Here is a 15,905-nt window from a genome sequence, read left to right on the forward strand (position 1 = left end):
CGGCGCGTCGGGGGATCCCTCGGCGTCGAACGATATACTCGGCAAGTCATTTCAGACCCGCCAGGAGGCGTCGTGTCCGTTCGTCTGAGCCTGCTCGCGATCCTCGATCGCGGCGCCTGTTACGGCTCGCAGCTGCGCGCCGAGTACGAACGGCGCACGGGGGCACGGGTCAACGTCGGGCAGGTGTACACCACCCTCGAACGCCTCGAGCGCGACGGCCTCGTCCAGGGCGCCGGCATCGACGACGAGGCGCGCGTGCTCTGGGACCTGACGGACGACGGCCGCGCCGAGGCGCGAGCCTGGTTGTCCGGTGCCTCGCTGGTCGAGGGTCGCGACGACGTCGCCCTCAAGCTCGCGCTGGCGGTGACGCTCCCCGGGGCCGACGTCCCCGGCATCCTGTCGGTGCAACGCGACGCGACCCGCGCGGCGCTCGCCGAGGTCGACGAGGAGCTGCCGGATGCCGTGCCCGCGGCGATCGTGCGCGCGGCGCGCCGCGAGAGGCTCGAGGCGGACCTGCGCTGGCTCGACGAGGTCGAGGAGCTCGCCGCCGGAGCGGAGTCCTTCGACCTGTCCGAGGACCGTCCGCGCCGCGGGCGACCCGCGCGTAGCGCCGTCTGACCCGGCGTATCGCCGTTTCGCCATTACGTCAAGGGCGGCGCGGATCAGGGGGCGACAGCGCACTGTGAGAACACCCCGGTACGACTCAAGGAGTTCTCGCATGGTCATGGAAGCACCCCTCAGTCGACCGGGATCGTCGAAGGGCGCCCGTGCGGCGGCGAAAGCCGGGGCGACACCGCTCGCGGCCCCTCCCGCTCTCACCGAGATCCCGTGGACGCGCATCGACCTCGACCTGTACGAGGTCGCCCGCGAGGGGTACATCGTCGGGTACGTCGAGGTCGTCGGTGCCGTCTTCGTGGCGCTCGGCGGCCCGCGCTACGACCGCGCCGTCGAGGTGTCGCAGCACATGACCTTCCACGCGGCGGTCGACGCCCTGGTGCGTCGCGTCCTCTGAGCCCGCCTGCGTGGTGACGCCGGTCGTCGGTGCGTCCTCGGTCAGCGGACCAGCGTGTAGCCCGCTTCGTCGATCGCGGCGCTCAGGGCGGCCTGGTCGGCCGCGCCCGTCGAGGTGATGCGTACGAGCGACGCGTCATCCGCGCGCAGGTCGATGTCGACGACCTCCACGCCGTCGAGGGCATTGAGCTCTTCGGTCACCGCGCGCACGCAGTGGTCGCAGGTCATCCCCTCGACGCGGAGGACCGTCGAGGCCCCCGCGTCCGCGCGGGAGGGGGAGGCGGGGGATGCCGCGGCCCCGTGGCCGCACCCGCATCCGTCGCCGCAGCCGCCGCCGGAGGAGCGGGGCGAGGTGAGGCCGAGGTCGATGCGCTGTTCGGTCATGGGTTCTCCTTACGAGCGGACCAGCCGGGCGATGGCCTGGTTGGCTTCTTTGAGCTTCTCTTCCGCGACGGGGCCGCCCTGCGCGGCGGCTTCGGCGACGCAGTGGGACAGGTGATCGTCGAGCAGGGAGAGGGCGACGTTCTCGAGCGCCTTCGTCACCGCCGAGACCTGGGTGAGGATGTCGATGCAGTACTGGTCGTCGTCGACCATGCGCGCGATGCCGCGCACCTGGCCCTCGGCCCGTCGCAGGCGCTTGAGGAGGTCGTCCTTGTGGCCCTCGTATCCGTGCATACCCCGATGATACCCCCGTGGGGTATGCATAGCACCGTCCCCGGTCCTGTCAACCCCCTCGGAATCCTCGGCTCGCGGGCGGATGGTCGAACCATCAGGAGGTCGACATGTTCTCTCGTCGCACCGGTGGTGGTCAGCGATGACCGCCGATCCCTTCCCCACCGGCCCCCATCGCCCCGTGCGCATCCCGCACCTGCCCCCGCTGCGCTCGCAACGGCGAGAATCGAAGGATGACGCGAACACTGGCAGCGCTTCCGGGCGCCGCCCGGAGGCTGTGCCTCAGCCGAAGAAACGGCGAGATCTGCACCCGTGAGGACGGCCACCGCGGCCTTCACCACCGCACCGGCGGACGCCTGCTGTGGAACGACCTGCAGGCGGACCCGCCGGAGTGCGCCGCGGCCGGGACCCCCGCCGAACCCGCCCCGGTCCTCGACGACGGGTTCCCCGGCGGCCGCGCGCTGTGCCCCGTCTGTTGGGCGTTCGTGAGCCGCGACGGCGAGGGCCTCCTGGAGCCACACGATTCGTGGCGCGGCGACGAATCGCGCTCCGAAGCCGATCGCCGTCGCGAGTGGTTCAACGCGTACGGCTGGTGACGAGGGCCGCCCGCCCGTCGACGACCTCGACCATCTCGTCGAGGGCATGGGCGTGTACCAGATCGTGCGTCACCAGAAGGGTCGCCGTCTCGCGCTCGCGCGTCAGCCGCGACAGCAACGCCATGATCTCGGTGCCCCGGGCGCTGTCGAGGGCGCTCGTCGGCTCGTCCACCAGCAGCACCCGCGGCTCGTGCGCGAGGGCGCGGGCGATCGCCACGCGTTGGCGCTGACCACCTGACAGATGTGCGGGACGACGGTCCGCGACGGCGCCGAGCCCGACCGCGTCCAGCAGCTCGTCGACCCGCGAGCGCACCATAGAGCGTCGCTCGCGCCGACCGGAGCCCCCGAGCTCCGCCATCACCCGCACCTGCTCACGGGCGGTGAGGGCGGGAAGCAGCTGGGGCTGCTGGAACACGATCCCGATGCGATCGCGTCGCAGCGCCGTCGCTCCCGAGGCGCTGAGCCGGGTGGCATCCGTTCCCGCGACGATCACCCGTCCGGAGTCGGGACGGATCAGGGTGGCGGCGAGGGCCAACAGGCTGGACTTGCCCGATCCCGAGGGACCGGTGATGCCGGTGACGATCCCCGGCCGTCCCTCCAGCGTGACGCGGTCGACGGCGGTGACGCGGGCGTCTCCGTCGGGGTAGGTGAGGGTGACGTCGTCGAGAAGGATCATCGGGTGCTCCCGAGGGCGGTGAGAGGGTCGGACGAGGTGACGGTGCGCAGAGAGACGGCCGCGCCGAGAAGGCCGAGCGCGATCATGACCGCCGCGGGCGCGAGGGTCGTCAGCGGACTCAGGACGAAGGGCAGGGTGCCGCCGGCGACGGCCCCGAGCAGGGCGGTCAGACCGATCCCGACACCGACCCCGAGGATGAGGACCACCGACGCCTGGCCGAGGGCGTCGCGCACGAGGGCGGGGGTGCTCGCCCCGAGGGCCTTGAGGACGGCGATGTCGGCCGAGCGCTGCATCGTCCAGACGGTGAAGAAGGCTCCGACCACGAGGGCCGAGACGCCGAAGAGCATCGCGATCATCAGCGCGAGCGAACCGATCTCGGACCGGAACGTCGACAGAGCCGTGAGACTCGCCAGAGGAGTGGATGCCGTGGTGCCGGTGTCGGCGGCCACGGAATCCCACGCGGGGGAGCCGGTGACGGCGAGCACCGTCGGCTGCCCCGTCCCACCCACACGCTGGGCGAGGGTCGTCCAGGCCGCCGTGCTGAGCGCGACGACGGGCGTGTGGCTGTACCACTCGTCACCTCCGATCGCGGCCACGCGGTACGACGAGCCCGCGATCGACACGTCGTCGCCGACCGCCGCCCCGAGCGCCTTCGCGGCGCCCGCCGACAGGTCGACCTCGTCGTCGCGGCGCGGGGCGGCGAAGGCCGTACCCGCGTCGAGCCCGAAGAGGGCGACAGCGGTCGAGGCGCCGGGACCCTCGGCCCGCGTCTGCGTGATGCCGACGGGGGTGACCGTGTCGACTCCGGGCGCCGCGCGCCAGGCGGCGACGGTGTCGGCCTCGATGGTCGAGTCCGCGAAGGTCGCGCTCGCGCCGTCGACCGGGTGCAGCACCAGCCGGTCCCCGGGGAGGGCGAGCACGCCGGAGACGTTCTGAGCGGCGAGGCCGCCCGTCAGCCCCGAGAGGAAGCCGACGAGCAGGGTGATGAGGGCGACGACCGCCCCGATGAGGGCGAATCGCCCGCGGGCGAACCGCAGATCGCGCCATGCGACGTACACGTCGTCTCCTTCCGCCGACGACTCTCGCCGGCACCGTTCCAGCCTCGCCAGGGGCGCGCTCGCGGGCATCGGCGGGGTGGGCGAACTCTCTCTCCACCTTTCGGATGATCCGCCGGGGTCCGGGCATCCGTAGCCTGGAGCGTGACATGAGCCATCGACCCCTCGCCCCCGTCTTCACGGGGCTGCGCGTGGGCCTGCACGCCCTCTTCGGGGGCCTGCTCGCCCTCGTCGTCGCGCGCGTCCTGCTGACGAACGGATCGCTGCTCGCCCTCGTGCTCGCCGGCGTGCTGGGGGTCGTGTACCTCGCGGGGCTCTGGGTCGCGCGTTCGGGGCGCTCGCGGCGCAGCGTCGTGTGGGTGGTGGCGCTCACGGTGGTGTGGGCGGCGCTGGTGTGGCTCGTGCCCGAAGCGGCGTACCTCGTGTTCCCCCTGTTCTTCCTGTACCTGCACGTCCTGCCGGGGGCGGCCGGACCGCTCGCCGTCGTCGGCACCACGGCCCTCACGATCGCCGCTTTCGCCGTGCACGGGGGGCTCACCGTCGGCGGGGTCGTCGGTCCGGTCGTCGGGGCGGGGGTGGCGCTGTTGATCGGCCTGGGCTACGGGGCTCTGGAGAGGCGGGCCGCGGAGCGCGAGGCGCTCATGTCCGAACTGATCGCCACGCGCGGTCGGCTCGCCGCCGCCGAGCGCGAGCAGGGGACGCTCGCCGAACGCGCGCGACTCGCCCGCGAACTGCACGACACCGTCGCCCAGGGGCTGTCGAGCATCCAGATGCTGTTGCACGCGGCGGAGCGGGCCGACGCCGACGGCCCCGGGATCGCGCACGTGCGTCTCGCGCGCCAGACGGCCGCCGACGGTCTCGCCGAGACGCGTCGGTTCATTCGCGAGCTCGCTCCGCCGAGCCTCGATCGCGGCCTGGGCTCGGCCCTCGAGCGTCTCGCCGCCGGGTGGGGCGCCCGCGAGGGCGTCGACGTGGAGGTGGAAGTGGATGCCGCGGTCTCGCTGCCCATGGACGCGCAGACCGCTCTGCTCCGCATCGCCCAGGGGGCCCTCGCGAACATCGCCCAGCACGCGCGGGCGCGGAGCGTGCGCATCCGACTCGTCCCGCAGGCGGGGGGTGCGCGGTTGACCGTGACCGACGACGGCATCGGGTTCGACGCGAGCGGCGCCGAGCAGGCGGCATTCGGAACGGACTCCTTCGGGCTGCGCGCCATGCGCGAGCGCGTCGATCAGCTCGACGGCGTGCTCGACGTGGACAGCGCGCCCGACGCGGGATCGACCATCACCGTCGTCCTTCCGGGAGGGGCGGCATGATCCGCGTCGTGATCGCCGACGACCACCCGGTGGTGCGGGCGGGTGTGCGCGCCCTGCTCGATGCCGAAGCCGACATCGAGGTGGTGGGCGAGGCGGCCACCCCCGACGAGGCCGTCGCCCTCGCCGCGTCGCTCGCGCCGGAGCTCGTGCTGATGGACCTGCAGTTCGGCGAACGGGCGGCGGGAGCCGAGGCCACCCGACGGGTGCGCGCGCTCGCCGCGCCACCGTACGTGCTCGTGCTGACGAACTACGACACCGACGGCGACATCCTCGGCGCCGTCGAGGCGGGAGCCAGCGGGTACCTGCTCAAGGACGCCCCGCCGCACGAGCTCCTCGCCGGCGTCCGTGCCGCTGCGGCCGGGCAGAGCGCTCTGGCCCCGGCGATCGCGGGGCGCCTCCTCGCCCGTCTGCGCGAGCCGCGGGTGACCCTGTCGGTGCGCGAGATCGAGGTGGTGCGTCTCGTCGCGCGAGGCGCCTCGAACGCCGAGGTGGCCGCGCGCCTGCACATCACCGACGCGACGGTGAAGTCGCACCTCGCGCACGTGTTCTCGAAACTCGGCGTCTCTTCTCGCACCGCCGCCGTCTCGGCGGCTCGAGCCCTCGGCATCCTGCGCTGATCCTCCACGCGGGTGCGCGGGCCTTTACGATGGCCCCATGATCAGGGTGCGCGTCGTCGGGGTCGCCCTCGACCCCGCCCAGCAGCACGTCATCCTGCTCAAACCGATCGACGCGGCTCGAGGACGCGATCGCGTGCTGCCCGTGTGGATCGGACCGCAAGAGGCGATGTCAATCCTCGTGGCGATCGAGGGCACGGGATCGCCGCGCCCCCTCGCGCACGATCTCATGACCGCGATGCTCGGCGAGCTGTCCGCGTCGGTCGACCGGGTGGAGATCACCCACCTCGACGAGGGGACCTTCCACGCGCGGGTGGTGCTGAACACCCCGGTCGGGCCCCGCACCTTCGACTCCCGCCCCTCGGATGCCATCGCCCTCGCCGCCCGCGCCGATGCGCCGATCCTCGTGGCCGACGCCGTCTTCGACGAGGCCGGAGTACCCGACGACGCCGTCGAGCTCGACGGGGACGGGGCCGACGAGGATCGCGTGGAGGAATTCCGGAGGTTCCTCGACCACGTCGATCCCGACGATTTCCAGGGCTAGCACCGATCCCGGGTGCCCCCGCACGCTCCTAGACTCGCGGAAGGGCCGCGTGCCGCGGTCCGTGATCCACGACGAACGGGGAACCAATGCAACTCGCCATGGTCGGACTCGGACGAATGGGCGCCAACATCGTCCGCAGACTCATGAGAGACGGTCACGACTGCGTCGTGTTCGACGTGAACCAGGATGCCGTGGCCTCCCTGGTCGCGGAGGGGGCGACCGGGGCGACGAGCATCGCGGACCTCGCATCGAAGCTGCAGAAGCCCCGCGCCGTCTGGCTCATGATCCCCGCCGGTCTCACCGGAAAGGTCGTCGACGAGGTCGCCGAGGTGCTCGAGCCGGGCGACATCATCATCGACGGCGGCAACTCGAATTACCGCGACGACGTGCGCCGGGCGAAGAAGCTCGACGACAGCGGCATCCACTACGTCGATGTGGGCACCAGCGGTGGCGTGTTCGGTCTCGAGCGCGGGTACTGCCTGATGGTCGGCGGCCACGACGAGGCCGTCGCGCACCTCGAGCCCGTCCTGCGCACGATCGCGCCCGGACCGGGAGAGGTCGAGCGCACGCCCGGGCGCACCGGCGACTACACGACCGAGGAGCGCGGCTACCTGCACTGCGGCCCCTCCGGCAGCGGTCACTTCGTGAAGATGGTCCACAACGGCATCGAGTACGGCATCATGGCCGCCCTCGCCGAGGGCCTCAACGTGCTGAACAACGCCGACGCGGGGCTGCACCAGGGCGAGCACTCCGCCGAGGTCGCGCCGCTCGAAGAGCCGGAGTTCTACCAGTTCGACATCGACACCGCCCGGGTCACGGAGCTCTGGCGCCGCGGCTCGGTCATCTCGTCGTGGCTGCTCGACCTCACCGCCGCCGCCCTCGCGCAGAACCCGACGCTCGACGGCCTCGCCGGTCGCGTGTCGGACTCGGGTGAGGGGCGTTGGACGGTCAAGGCCGCCGTCGACACGGGCGTGCCCGTGCCCGTGCTGGCGGCGTCGTTGTTCGAGCGCTTCGCCTCGCGCGGCGAGGACCACTTCGCAAACCAGGTGCTCTCGGCGATGCGTCTGCAGTTCGGCGGGCACCAGGAATTGCCCGCGGGTGACGTGCTCGAGGCCGGTCAGAAGAAGGCCGAGAGCGGCCGCAACTGACGTCGTCGACCCCGCCCTCGCCGCCGGTGATTCGCACCGTCGGCGGGGGCGTCGTCGTTCGCGTGCAGCGCTCCGGGGGAGACTAGAGGGATGAGCAGTACCGAATCGCCCGCGTCCTCCGACCGCTACGTCGTCGCCACAGACGGCGCGTGCAAGGGCAACCCCGGCCCCGCCGGCTGGGCCTGGGTCGGCGAAGACGGACACTGGGCGGCCGGGTCGATCCCCGAGGGCACCAACAACATCGGCGAGCTGCTCGGCCTGTTGTACGCCATCACAGATCACGCCGACGTGCGCGAGCTCGTCGTGCAGGCCGACTCGAAGTACGCGATCGACACGTACTCGACGTGGATGGACGGCCACCGCCGTCGCGGCTGGGTCACGAGCGCGAAGAAGCCGGTCGCCAACCAGGGGATCCTCGAAGCGCTGATCGCGGCGCGCGACGCTCGGCGGGCCGCCGGGCTCCCCGACGTCGTGCTCGAGCACGTGCGCGGGCACTCGGGCCACGTGCTCAACTCGTGGGCCGACGAGCGTGCGGTGCGGGCTTCGCAGCACGCCGCCAAGGGTGAGGAGCTCATCTGGACCTCGCTGCGCGGCCTCGACAAGCTCGAGGTTTCGTCGGCGCCTCCCCGTTCCGCAGCCGACCGCAACGGCCGCTAGGCGCTGAGGACCTCCGCCTCTTCGGCGGGGGTGAGTCCCGCTCGGCGGGGGCGGTCCAGTCCGCGTTCGCGCTCGTCGTCGAGCGTGCGGCCCATCGTCTCGGCGAGAGAGCGGCGACGCCCTCCGGATGCCACGAAAGCGGCGTCACTGCGGCGCGCGAAGCCTCCCGCACTCTCGGGTAGCCACAGGGGCAGCGAACGCGGCCCGGCCCAGAAGGCGACGCCCCGCGCGGTGAGGGTGTCGTCGTCGAGGGTGACGGTCTCGGTCGCCGTTTCGGGTGCGTCGTGAGCGGCCGCGTCGCGGGCCGCCGCGAGCACCGCGGAGAGGGGGAGCTCCTCGCCGACCGCGTTGACCGGACCCGTGATGCCCGTCCAGCCGGCGAGGTCGATCCACGCGGCGAGGTCGTCCACGTCGATCGCCTGGACGTGGCGACCGGTCGCCTCGGGCGCGAGGACCCGCCCGCCGCGGGCGTAGCGGGCGGGCCAGTAGCCGAAGCGATCGGTGGGGTCGCCCGGCCCCACGATGAGCCCGGCCCGCGCCAGGAGCGCCTGGTCGCCGCGCCGGGCCGAGGTGATCCGTTCGGCGTGCACCTTGGCATCCGCGTACTGTCCGAGATCGGTCGGCTCCACGAGTTCCGCCGTCTCGTCGGCGAACGGCATGTCGGAGCGGGAATACACCGAGACGCTCGAGACGAGCGTCCAGTGCGCCGCCCGGTCGGCGAGGGCATCGAGGGCGGATGCCACGAGCCCCGGGTCCCACGAGAGCTCGACGACCTGGTCCCACTCGTGTCGGACTTCGTCGTAGGCGCCGGGCGCTGCCCGGTCGGCGCGGATCAGCCGGGCGCCGTGCGCCGCGTCGCCGGATTCGCCGCGGGCGAGGCGCGTGACCTCGGCGCCCTGCGCCACGGCGTGCGTCGCGATGGCGCGTCCGAGCCACGCGGTCCCGCCGAGGATGAGGATGCGTCTCATGCGGGTCAGCCAATCACCCGAAGCGGGGGCGGGGCGAGGGTGTTCGCGCTCGGCGGAGGGAGACCGCGGTCGCCCAGCCGGAGACGGCGCGTGCCCACGACGGCGCGTGCCCATGACGGCGCGTGCCCACGACGGCGCGTGCTCACGACGGCGCGTGCCGGGTGGCGGGATCCGCGCGGCACAGGCAGGACGGCCACCGCCGAAGGGTGGGATCGCCGCGGCGGGGCAATCGGTCGCGGCTCAGAACGGCGGGGGGTCGGGGTCGGAACCGGGGCTGGGCGCGAACGCGACCCGAGGTTCGGGTGGGTCGGTGGTGCGGCGCCCGAGCGGGCTCGTCCACACGATGCTGCCGTCGGACTGCTGGGCGGCCGTCCAGGGTGTCTCGGTCTTGAGGACGTGGTGGCGCTTGCACAGGCACGCGAGGTTGCACAGCGTCGTCCGTCCGCCCCTCGCGTGGTCGAGGTTGTGGTCGATCTCGCAGCGACGGGCGGGCTGACGGCACCCGGGAAAGCGGCAGTGCACGTCGCGAAGGCGCACGAACCGACGCATCGCCGGAGTCGGACGGTAACGGTCGACCCCGAGGACCACGCCCGTGACCGGGTCGGTGAGCAGGCGCTCCCACCCCGGTGCTTCGGCGAGGAGGTGGCGCGCCGTATCGGCGTCGACGGGGGTGCACCCGTCGAGCATCGCGCCGCGCTCGCTCGCGCCGACGGCGGTCAACACCGGAATGACGACCGAGACCTCCGCCCGGATCGCTCCCAGCCCTCCCGGGAGGTGATCGTGCGTCGGGTCGATGACCGGTCGACCGCCGAGCACGAGGTCGCACAGCAGGTCGGCGCGGGTCTGATTGATTGACCGGGCGTCGGTGACGCCGATCTCTCCGCCGCCCGCATCGGCGACCCGGCGCACAGCGCGCGCCTGTCGCGTGAGTCGATCGAACATCGCCCGGATCTTCGTCGCGCTGTCTATCACGCCGAGTTGCGCCATCCCGTCGATGTCGTCGTCGACCCAGACGCGGCGTCGGTCCACCGCGTCGCTATGACGCTCCGTGATCGAGCGAGGCTCGAGTTCGTCGGCGACCGCCCGGGCGAAGGCGCGAGTGCCGGCGACCGTGTCGCGCTCGGCGCGGGTCAGGACGCGGCGCTCGAACTCCTGGCGGCTCTCCGATTCGAGCAGGGGTGCCCCGACCTCGCGGATCACCTCGGCGTGCCGCGCCGTGATCTTCGCCTCCTCCAGCGCGGTCACCGTCGCGGGGAAGTCCTCGACCAGCGCGCCGGCCTCGGTAAGGCGTCGTTGCGCCGTGCGATCGTGCCACCGCAGCGCGAGGCCCACCTCGGCCGCGATCGAGCGCAGGGCGACCTCGCGCTCCTGCACGGTGCGGGGCCGGTGAGCGCTTCGCCCCACAGCGACGGCGTGCGCGCGCGCCAGCTGTCGGAACCGCTCCGCCTCGAGCGCGGAGATCGTCGCCTCGATCCGTACGAGAGAGGCGACCACATCGTCGAGCACCGCGTCGTCCGCCTCGTGCGGAGAAGCTGCGGGGTGGCTCATGTAGACATGCTTCCACCAACCTCCGACATTGCCGTCGGCGTCGGTGACGGCGTGAAAAGAAGCTGCGGCCGAGGTATCGCCGACCGCAGCTCGCTCGGTAGAAAGGAGGTGTGACCCACTCCCCGACCCCGTCCCTCATCCGGCGGCGCATGGACTGACGCGGAGGGAGGATCATGCCGTTCATTTACGCATTCGTTCGCGGGTTCAAACGCTTATAGCTAAAACGCCGCTGGTTCGTCCCAGCTGAATGTCCCTCACCGATACCGTGGAGCGACACAGCGTTGGAGCTAGGGGGCCTCAGTGGCGGGAAACGGTAGTCGGAGCGGTCCGAAGGTTCGCGAGCGCACGATCAATTTTTACGAGATCGTGAAATACGTGAACTTCTCGACGAACGAGCGGATGATCCACGCGGATTGGCAAGAAATCCTCGAAGCGCTTGCTAGCGTGCCGCTGCGCGAACGAGTTTGGGAGGGACCCGAAAAGACGCTCATTGGAGAGGTCATGAGGGTCGACGGGCAGAACCACCTGAAACTAATGCTGGTGCGGGACCAAGATTCTTGGCTCGATGTATACAACAGTCAGAAGGACACCGTTGGTGAGCTGCAGCTTGAGGACTCCGCCCAGTTGCTTGAGACGTCGATCGTTGCGTTCCTTCCGTACGGCAATGTCATCGGCCTGATTCAGGGCTCCACGACGGCGCCCACGCCGGGTGGGTTTGCACAGTGGCTAAACGGCCTCAAAATCCTGGCTGATGGATTCACGGTCGACACCGAGCCGATGGTCTCGCGGGAGATCCAAAACCTCATCAACCAGTCGGCGGAGCTCGACCGGATCTCCGTCAAGGTGCACACGAACCGAGCGGATGCCCTCGAGAAGCGAGGTTCGAAGCTTTCCTCCGTGCTGCGAGCAGTCAAGGAGGAGTACGGCTCGATGGTCGTGACTGTCATCTTGCAGCCGGGCAGAGCCAAGGACATGGCAGCGGGGCGCGCAGCGGTGCGTGAGGAAGCTAAGGTCATCGCCGAAGCCTCCGACAATAACGAAGTGCGCAGTGCGACGGGCCGGCTTGTGTACATCGAGGCGGACGACAAGCGGCACGGCGTGGACGTAGACTTCGCGAAACAGAAGATCACCGCAAAGCGGCATATCTCTACGACATCCGAGGACGGCAGTCCGATTCGCAACGAGTCGGCCGTGCGGGCCATCGTTGAGGTCGCGCTCGAGCACGAAGCCGAGCTGCGAAAGATTGTCGAGGCATAGCAGTGTCGGGGGTTCCTGTCACTATCGGAGCAACGTCCGGCAGAAGGAGGTCAAGTCATGATTCGCAGGCTCACGAGCGCCGCTCGCGATCTGTGGCTTGACCGCATCTGGGTCGACTATCCCCTCTCCGTCGCGGTGGTCGCCGTGCACCTCGCCGTTGTAGGCCTATGGCCGTGGCTTGACGTCCTTGGCACCGCGAGCGCGCCTGATCGTCGAGCCGTGTACTCGGCCGCCGCGATTGTGGTTTCCCTGCTCGGTTCGTTCAGCGCCGTCGCGATCGGACAAATGAGTTCAGCCAAAGGTGCCCGGGCCGATGCGTTGCGCGAGGCGGGTGGCCCCGATCTCGCTAAAAACTGGCGCAGCATTTTTAGGACCGCTCTGCTGTGCGCACTCGTAGCGTTGACGGCGTTGTTGCTAGACCCGTCTGTACCGCCGGTGACCAACGAGCCTCCTCTGACACCCGTGATAGTCCGGTGGGTGTTCGAGTTGGCGCTCGTGCTAGCTGTGGTTCGTTTTCTTCGCCTGAGCGCTCTCTTCGTCGAAGTGATGCAAGTTGCGTCGATGGGCGACGCGAGCGGGACCGCGGGGCCAGTCGACGCGCCACGCCCTAATCCGGAATGGGCGCGACGACACCGAGCCTGAGAGCCCGTCTGACGTGGAGAAGACTGCGTAGGTTAAGCACTTCTGCGGCATGCCGACCTCGAATTCGCTGACATCGCGCATGCATCGAGCGAGCGTCACGTGTCAAGCTGGCTGCTCATCCGAACCAGATCGTCCACCTCGTCGGGATCGCTGGGGACTCCACCTGGCAGTGGCTCGGGGTCATCGTCTTCGTCGTGTTCGCGGGGGTGGCCGTGCTGTCGATCGTGCGGACGCTCCGTGCGGTCCGCGCCTTCGAGAAGGAGAACGGAAAGGATGCCGGACGGCAGAAGCCTGTCAATCGGCGCTGACGAAGCCCGGTCTCACTCCACAGATCCCCCCGCATGGCGTTTTCGGCATAAAACTTCCGCTAGCTTCTCGGCCACGGCATATGTCCCCGTCAGGGGACCCGACGAAGGGGTGGGAAAGATGACGGATATCCACACGCAGCAGATGCTCGGTCGCCCGACCGGAGCGTTCGTGGGGGCCTCATGGGTGGCGCTGGGGCTGGGGGCCTCGGTGTACTTCATCGGCCTGTACAACGCGCACATGACGCTCGCCGAGAAGGGCTTCTACCTCTCGGTGTTCCTTCTCGGGCTGTTCGCCGCCATCTCGGTGCAGAAGGCGGTGCGCGACCGCGCCGAAGACATCCCGGTCACCGGCGCCTACCTCGGCGTCGCGTGGGGAATGCTGATTGTCGCCCTCGCCCTCATGTCCGTCGGCCTCTGGAACGCCGAACTCCTCCTGTCGGAGAAGGGGTTTTACGGCATTGGTTTCGCCATGAGCCTGTTCGCCGTCGTGGCGGTGCAGAAGAACGTCCGCGACCTCGCGGCGTTCCGCAACGTCCACCCCGACACCGCGCCCGTCGAGCACACCGGCTACCCGACCATGGGGTGAGGCGTCAGCCGACCGGCGTCCCCTGGTGGAACAGGCACCGCGGTGCGGGGTCGCACCGCCAGAGGGACGACCGGCGGCTGACGCGGTCCTCGAACCTCAGCAGATAGGTGAGCAGGACGGTGGTGGGTCCGAGCACCCGTGCGGCTCGCTCTGCGATGGCGGGCGAAGGGTCGGCCCCCGGTTCTTCTCGAAGTGCGGCGATGATCTCGTCCCGCGTCCATCGGCGACCGGACTGACCGATCTCCACGAAGTCGGGATCGAGAAGCCGCTCGAGCTCTCCCGCATGCGCGCGCACGGCCGGGTGAAGGAGTATCTCTTCGGCGGCCCAGGCCGCGGCGATGAGGGCGTCGGCATCCAGAGCCCTCCCGCGGATGACGGAGGAGCGCTGGATCCCCGCGGTCTCGCGTCCCCACGTGCTCGACGCGACACGGCACTGGTGGGCGTCGAACGCAGCCTCGTCGAGGAAGCGCTCCGACACCCGCCAGACGCCGTCGGTCTCGGTCGGGGTGACGTCGAACGAGAGGCACCCCGGCTCGGCCCGGGTGAGGGCGAGGTGCTCGTCCAGGTGAGCGCGCACGCGGTCCGCCTGATCGTCGTCAGCGCACCGCAGCTCTCCGGCGAGGGTCACCTCGGGGCCGCGCGGTACCGGCGTTGTGATCCCGCTCGCCCAGTCGCGACGCAGGACGCTGTAGGCGACGGATGCCACGGGCTCACCGCCCTCGACGGGCCAGCCGTCGCGGTAGTACGCCTCGAACACCCATCCGCAGCGTTCGAAGACCCGCCGCATCGCGACGTTGTCCTCGCGGGTCTGGCCCTCGAGGCGGATGACCGCGGGGTGCCGGGAGAAGACGAGGTCGGTGGCGATCCGGAGCGCGGCGGAACCGTGCCCGCGACCCCGGGCAGCATCGGCGAGGCGCAGATCGACCATCGCCGTGGCGTCGTCGAGATCGTCGAGACGGAGCACGCCGACGCGACCGTCCTTCTCGTCGTCTATCCAGAAGGTCTGGATGTCGTCGCCCTCCCATGCACCCGCCCGGATGGCCTCACCGACCTGCTCCGCGGTCGGACGCGTGCGCATGTGGAACGGGAACGTGTTCGCGGTGAGGAATGCCGTCAGCGCGGCCCGGTCGTCCGGCTCGGACAGGGCGGCGCGCGTCAGAGAGATACCCACCCGCCCACCGTAGACACGAACGCCCGGCGGAGTCATATCGCGGCGTGGGTACGCTGGAAACGCCGATCTCGTCCGCCTTCGCTGACGGCGTCGGGTCCCTCCGCGCTTTCCGCCCCTTTGAAGGAGCATCCCATCGCCGCTTCGCCCTCCCCGACGAGGATCCGCGCCCTCCGCACCGCTTCGCTCACGACCGCCGGTGTCGGCGCCGCGATCACCATGGGCGCCCTGGGGCCGTGGTTCACCCCCGTCATCCTCCTCGTCGCGACGGCGGGAGCGTTGCTGGTGATCTGGCGTACCTCCGCGGGTGTCATCGGCGCCCGCGCGATCGTGCCGGTGCTGGCTGTCGTCGTCGTGCTGACGATCGCGGCGCTGCTCGGGCTCATCGGCATCCTGCCCTCCGCGTGGGTGTGGGCTGCTCTCGGCGCGTACGCGGTGGCGTGGGGCGAGTACCTCGTGTCGCAGACGATCGCCCGCTCGCAGGGGCTGACGGGCTACCGGTGATCCCGGTCGCGCGCGTCACGGTCACCGACACCGCGCGCTGACGAGCCCGGCCTGGGAGTGCCGGTGCGGTTCACCTCATCGCAGCTCGAGGCACACGAGCCCCGGTCGCTCATCCCACGGCGGGACGATCCCGAAGCCCGCGGTGCGGTACATCCGCAGGGCGGGCTCGCGCCACTCCCACACCGAGAGGTGCACCGGCCGCGTCGCTCCGCGTAGCGCGGCCGTGAGCAGCGCCGACCCGACCCCGTGTCCGCGGGCGCCGGGGGGCACCCAGAACCGGGAGATCTCGGTCACGCCTCCGGAGGATCCGACCGCCAGCACTCCGCAGTCGACACCGTCGACCGCGGCGACCAGCACGCGGCGGTCGGCGAAGACGGTAGCGGGGTCGTCGATCTCACGGATGTAACGGGCGGGCATCGCGGCGCGCGGATCGACGAGTCCGTGCTCCGCCTTCTCGGCCTCGGTCCGTCGCAGATAGTCGCCGACGAGCGCGGAGACCGATCCTGCGTCGTGGGGGAAGCTTGCGGTGCGGATGACGACGCTCACCCGCCTACCGTACGAGCCGCCGGCGGTGTCCCACGCGCGACGACGACGGTCGCGTCTCCCCGAAACGCCGAACGGACCCGGATGCCGAGGTG

20 protein-coding genes are annotated in these 15,905 nt (G+C 70.7%); 12 read left to right on the top strand and 8 right to left on the bottom strand.

Going from position 1 to position 15,905, the window contains the following annotated elements; translation table 11 throughout:
• The first annotated feature begins 72 nt into the window (after positions 1-72).
• Both BLS25_RS10715 and BLS25_RS10720 read left to right on the top strand, forming a co-directional pair.
• A complete protein-coding gene (locus BLS25_RS10715; protein ID WP_056230229.1) occupies positions 73-618 on the top strand; it encodes a PadR family transcriptional regulator in 546 nt (181 codons plus the stop codon).
• Positions 619-718: 100 nt separating this feature from the next.
• Entirely contained in the window at positions 719-1,012 is a 294-nt protein-coding gene (locus BLS25_RS10720) for a hypothetical protein (RefSeq protein ID WP_074695594.1), read from the top strand.
• Positions 1,013-1,053: 41 nt separating this feature from the next.
• On the opposite strand, the gene BLS25_RS10725 is transcribed toward BLS25_RS10720, so the two are convergent.
• Entirely contained in the window at positions 1,054-1,395 is a 342-nt protein-coding gene (locus tag BLS25_RS10725) for a heavy-metal-associated domain-containing protein (protein WP_074695596.1), read from the bottom strand.
• Between the two features lie 9 nt (positions 1,396-1,404).
• Positions 1,405-1,686: a metal-sensitive transcriptional regulator gene (locus tag BLS25_RS10730; RefSeq protein WP_056230224.1), complete on the bottom strand. Its 282-nt coding sequence runs from the start codon at positions 1,684-1,686 to the stop codon at positions 1,405-1,407.
• A 230-nt stretch (positions 1,687-1,916) separates the two neighbouring features.
• On the opposite strand from BLS25_RS10730, the gene BLS25_RS10735 reads away from it, so the two are divergent.
• On the top strand, positions 1,917-2,279 hold the full coding sequence (locus tag BLS25_RS10735; RefSeq protein WP_056230221.1) for a hypothetical protein: 363 nt from the start codon (positions 1,917-1,919) through the stop codon (positions 2,277-2,279).
• Here the strand turns inward: BLS25_RS10735 and BLS25_RS10740 are convergent.
• Complete coding sequence (locus BLS25_RS10740; RefSeq protein ID WP_074695598.1) at positions 2,260-2,955, bottom strand: ABC transporter ATP-binding protein; 696 nt, start codon at positions 2,953-2,955, stop codon at positions 2,260-2,262. The two genes, BLS25_RS10735 and BLS25_RS10740, sit on opposite strands and share 20 nt — an antisense overlap.
• The gene (locus tag BLS25_RS10745) at positions 2,952-4,013 is read right to left on the bottom strand and encodes an ABC transporter permease (RefSeq protein WP_074695600.1); all 1,062 of its coding nucleotides are present in this window, start codon (positions 4,011-4,013) and stop codon (positions 2,952-2,954) included. The genes BLS25_RS10740 and BLS25_RS10745 overlap by 4 nt, the downstream gene beginning before the upstream one ends.
• Positions 4,014-4,159: 146 nt before the next feature.
• Between BLS25_RS10745 and BLS25_RS10750 the strand changes: the two genes are divergently transcribed.
• The 5 genes from BLS25_RS10750 to BLS25_RS10770 all read left to right on the top strand — a co-directional run bounded on the left by BLS25_RS10750 (position 4,160) and on the right by BLS25_RS10770 (position 8,286).
• Positions 4,160-5,323 (top strand): sensor histidine kinase, encoded by a 1,164-nt coding sequence (locus BLS25_RS10750; RefSeq protein ID WP_056230213.1) that lies wholly within the window; start codon positions 4,160-4,162, stop codon positions 5,321-5,323.
• A complete protein-coding gene (locus tag BLS25_RS10755; protein ID WP_074695602.1) occupies positions 5,320-5,940 on the top strand; it encodes a response regulator in 621 nt (206 codons plus the stop codon). Before BLS25_RS10750 ends, BLS25_RS10755 begins: the two co-directional genes overlap by 4 nt.
• A gap of 37 nt (positions 5,941-5,977) precedes the next feature.
• A complete protein-coding gene (locus BLS25_RS10760; protein WP_074695604.1) occupies positions 5,978-6,481 on the top strand; it encodes a bifunctional nuclease family protein in 504 nt (167 codons plus the stop codon).
• Positions 6,482-6,567: 86 nt separating this feature from the next.
• Positions 6,568-7,629, top strand: a complete 1,062-nt coding sequence (gene gnd / locus BLS25_RS10765; protein ID WP_074695606.1) for a phosphogluconate dehydrogenase (NAD(+)-dependent, decarboxylating) — start codon at positions 6,568-6,570, stop codon at positions 7,627-7,629.
• A gap of 90 nt (positions 7,630-7,719) precedes the next feature.
• Complete coding sequence (locus BLS25_RS10770) at positions 7,720-8,286, top strand: ribonuclease H family protein (protein ID WP_056230202.1); 567 nt, start codon at positions 7,720-7,722, stop codon at positions 8,284-8,286.
• Here the strand turns inward: BLS25_RS10770 and BLS25_RS10775 are convergent.
• Positions 8,283-9,254: an NAD-dependent epimerase/dehydratase family protein gene (locus tag BLS25_RS10775; protein WP_074695608.1), complete on the bottom strand. Its 972-nt coding sequence runs from the start codon at positions 9,252-9,254 to the stop codon at positions 8,283-8,285. The genes BLS25_RS10770 and BLS25_RS10775 overlap by 4 nt on opposite strands.
• A gap of 240 nt (positions 9,255-9,494) precedes the next feature.
• Positions 9,495-10,802 (bottom strand): HNH endonuclease, encoded by a 1,308-nt coding sequence (locus BLS25_RS10780; RefSeq protein ID WP_074695610.1) that lies wholly within the window; start codon positions 10,800-10,802, stop codon positions 9,495-9,497.
• 300 nt (positions 10,803-11,102) lie between these two features.
• On the opposite strand from BLS25_RS10780, the gene BLS25_RS10785 reads away from it, so the two are divergent.
• From BLS25_RS10785 to yiaA, 3 genes are all read left to right on the top strand, one after another.
• Complete coding sequence (locus BLS25_RS10785; protein ID WP_143017905.1) at positions 11,103-12,059, top strand: hypothetical protein; 957 nt, start codon at positions 11,103-11,105, stop codon at positions 12,057-12,059.
• A gap of 57 nt (positions 12,060-12,116) precedes the next feature.
• A complete protein-coding gene (locus BLS25_RS16645; RefSeq protein ID WP_143017906.1) occupies positions 12,117-12,701 on the top strand; it encodes a hypothetical protein in 585 nt (194 codons plus the stop codon).
• Positions 12,702-13,127: 426 nt separating this feature from the next.
• Complete coding sequence (gene yiaA, locus BLS25_RS10790) at positions 13,128-13,595, top strand: inner membrane protein YiaA (protein ID WP_074695817.1); 468 nt, start codon at positions 13,128-13,130, stop codon at positions 13,593-13,595.
• A 4-nt stretch (positions 13,596-13,599) separates the two neighbouring features.
• Here the strand turns inward: yiaA and BLS25_RS17170 are convergent, their stop codons facing one another.
• Positions 13,600-14,766, bottom strand: coding sequence for a GNAT family N-acetyltransferase (locus BLS25_RS17170; protein WP_074695614.1), 1,167 nt, complete (start codon positions 14,764-14,766; stop codon positions 13,600-13,602).
• A 117-nt stretch (positions 14,767-14,883) separates the two neighbouring features.
• Between BLS25_RS17170 and BLS25_RS10800 the strand changes: the two genes are divergently transcribed.
• Positions 14,884-15,267 (top strand): hypothetical protein, encoded by a 384-nt coding sequence (locus BLS25_RS10800; RefSeq protein WP_074695616.1) that lies wholly within the window; start codon positions 14,884-14,886, stop codon positions 15,265-15,267.
• A gap of 75 nt (positions 15,268-15,342) precedes the next feature.
• Here the strand turns inward: BLS25_RS10800 and BLS25_RS10805 are convergent, their stop codons facing one another.
• Entirely contained in the window at positions 15,343-15,813 is a 471-nt protein-coding gene (locus BLS25_RS10805; RefSeq protein WP_074695617.1) for a GNAT family N-acetyltransferase, read from the bottom strand.
• Positions 15,814-15,905: the final 92 nt, after the last annotated feature.

The sequence above is a fragment of the Microbacterium testaceum StLB037 genome, from assembly GCF_900104345.1.
In the GTDB taxonomy this organism is placed as follows: domain Bacteria; phylum Actinomycetota; class Actinomycetes; order Actinomycetales; family Microbacteriaceae; genus Microbacterium; species Microbacterium testaceum_A.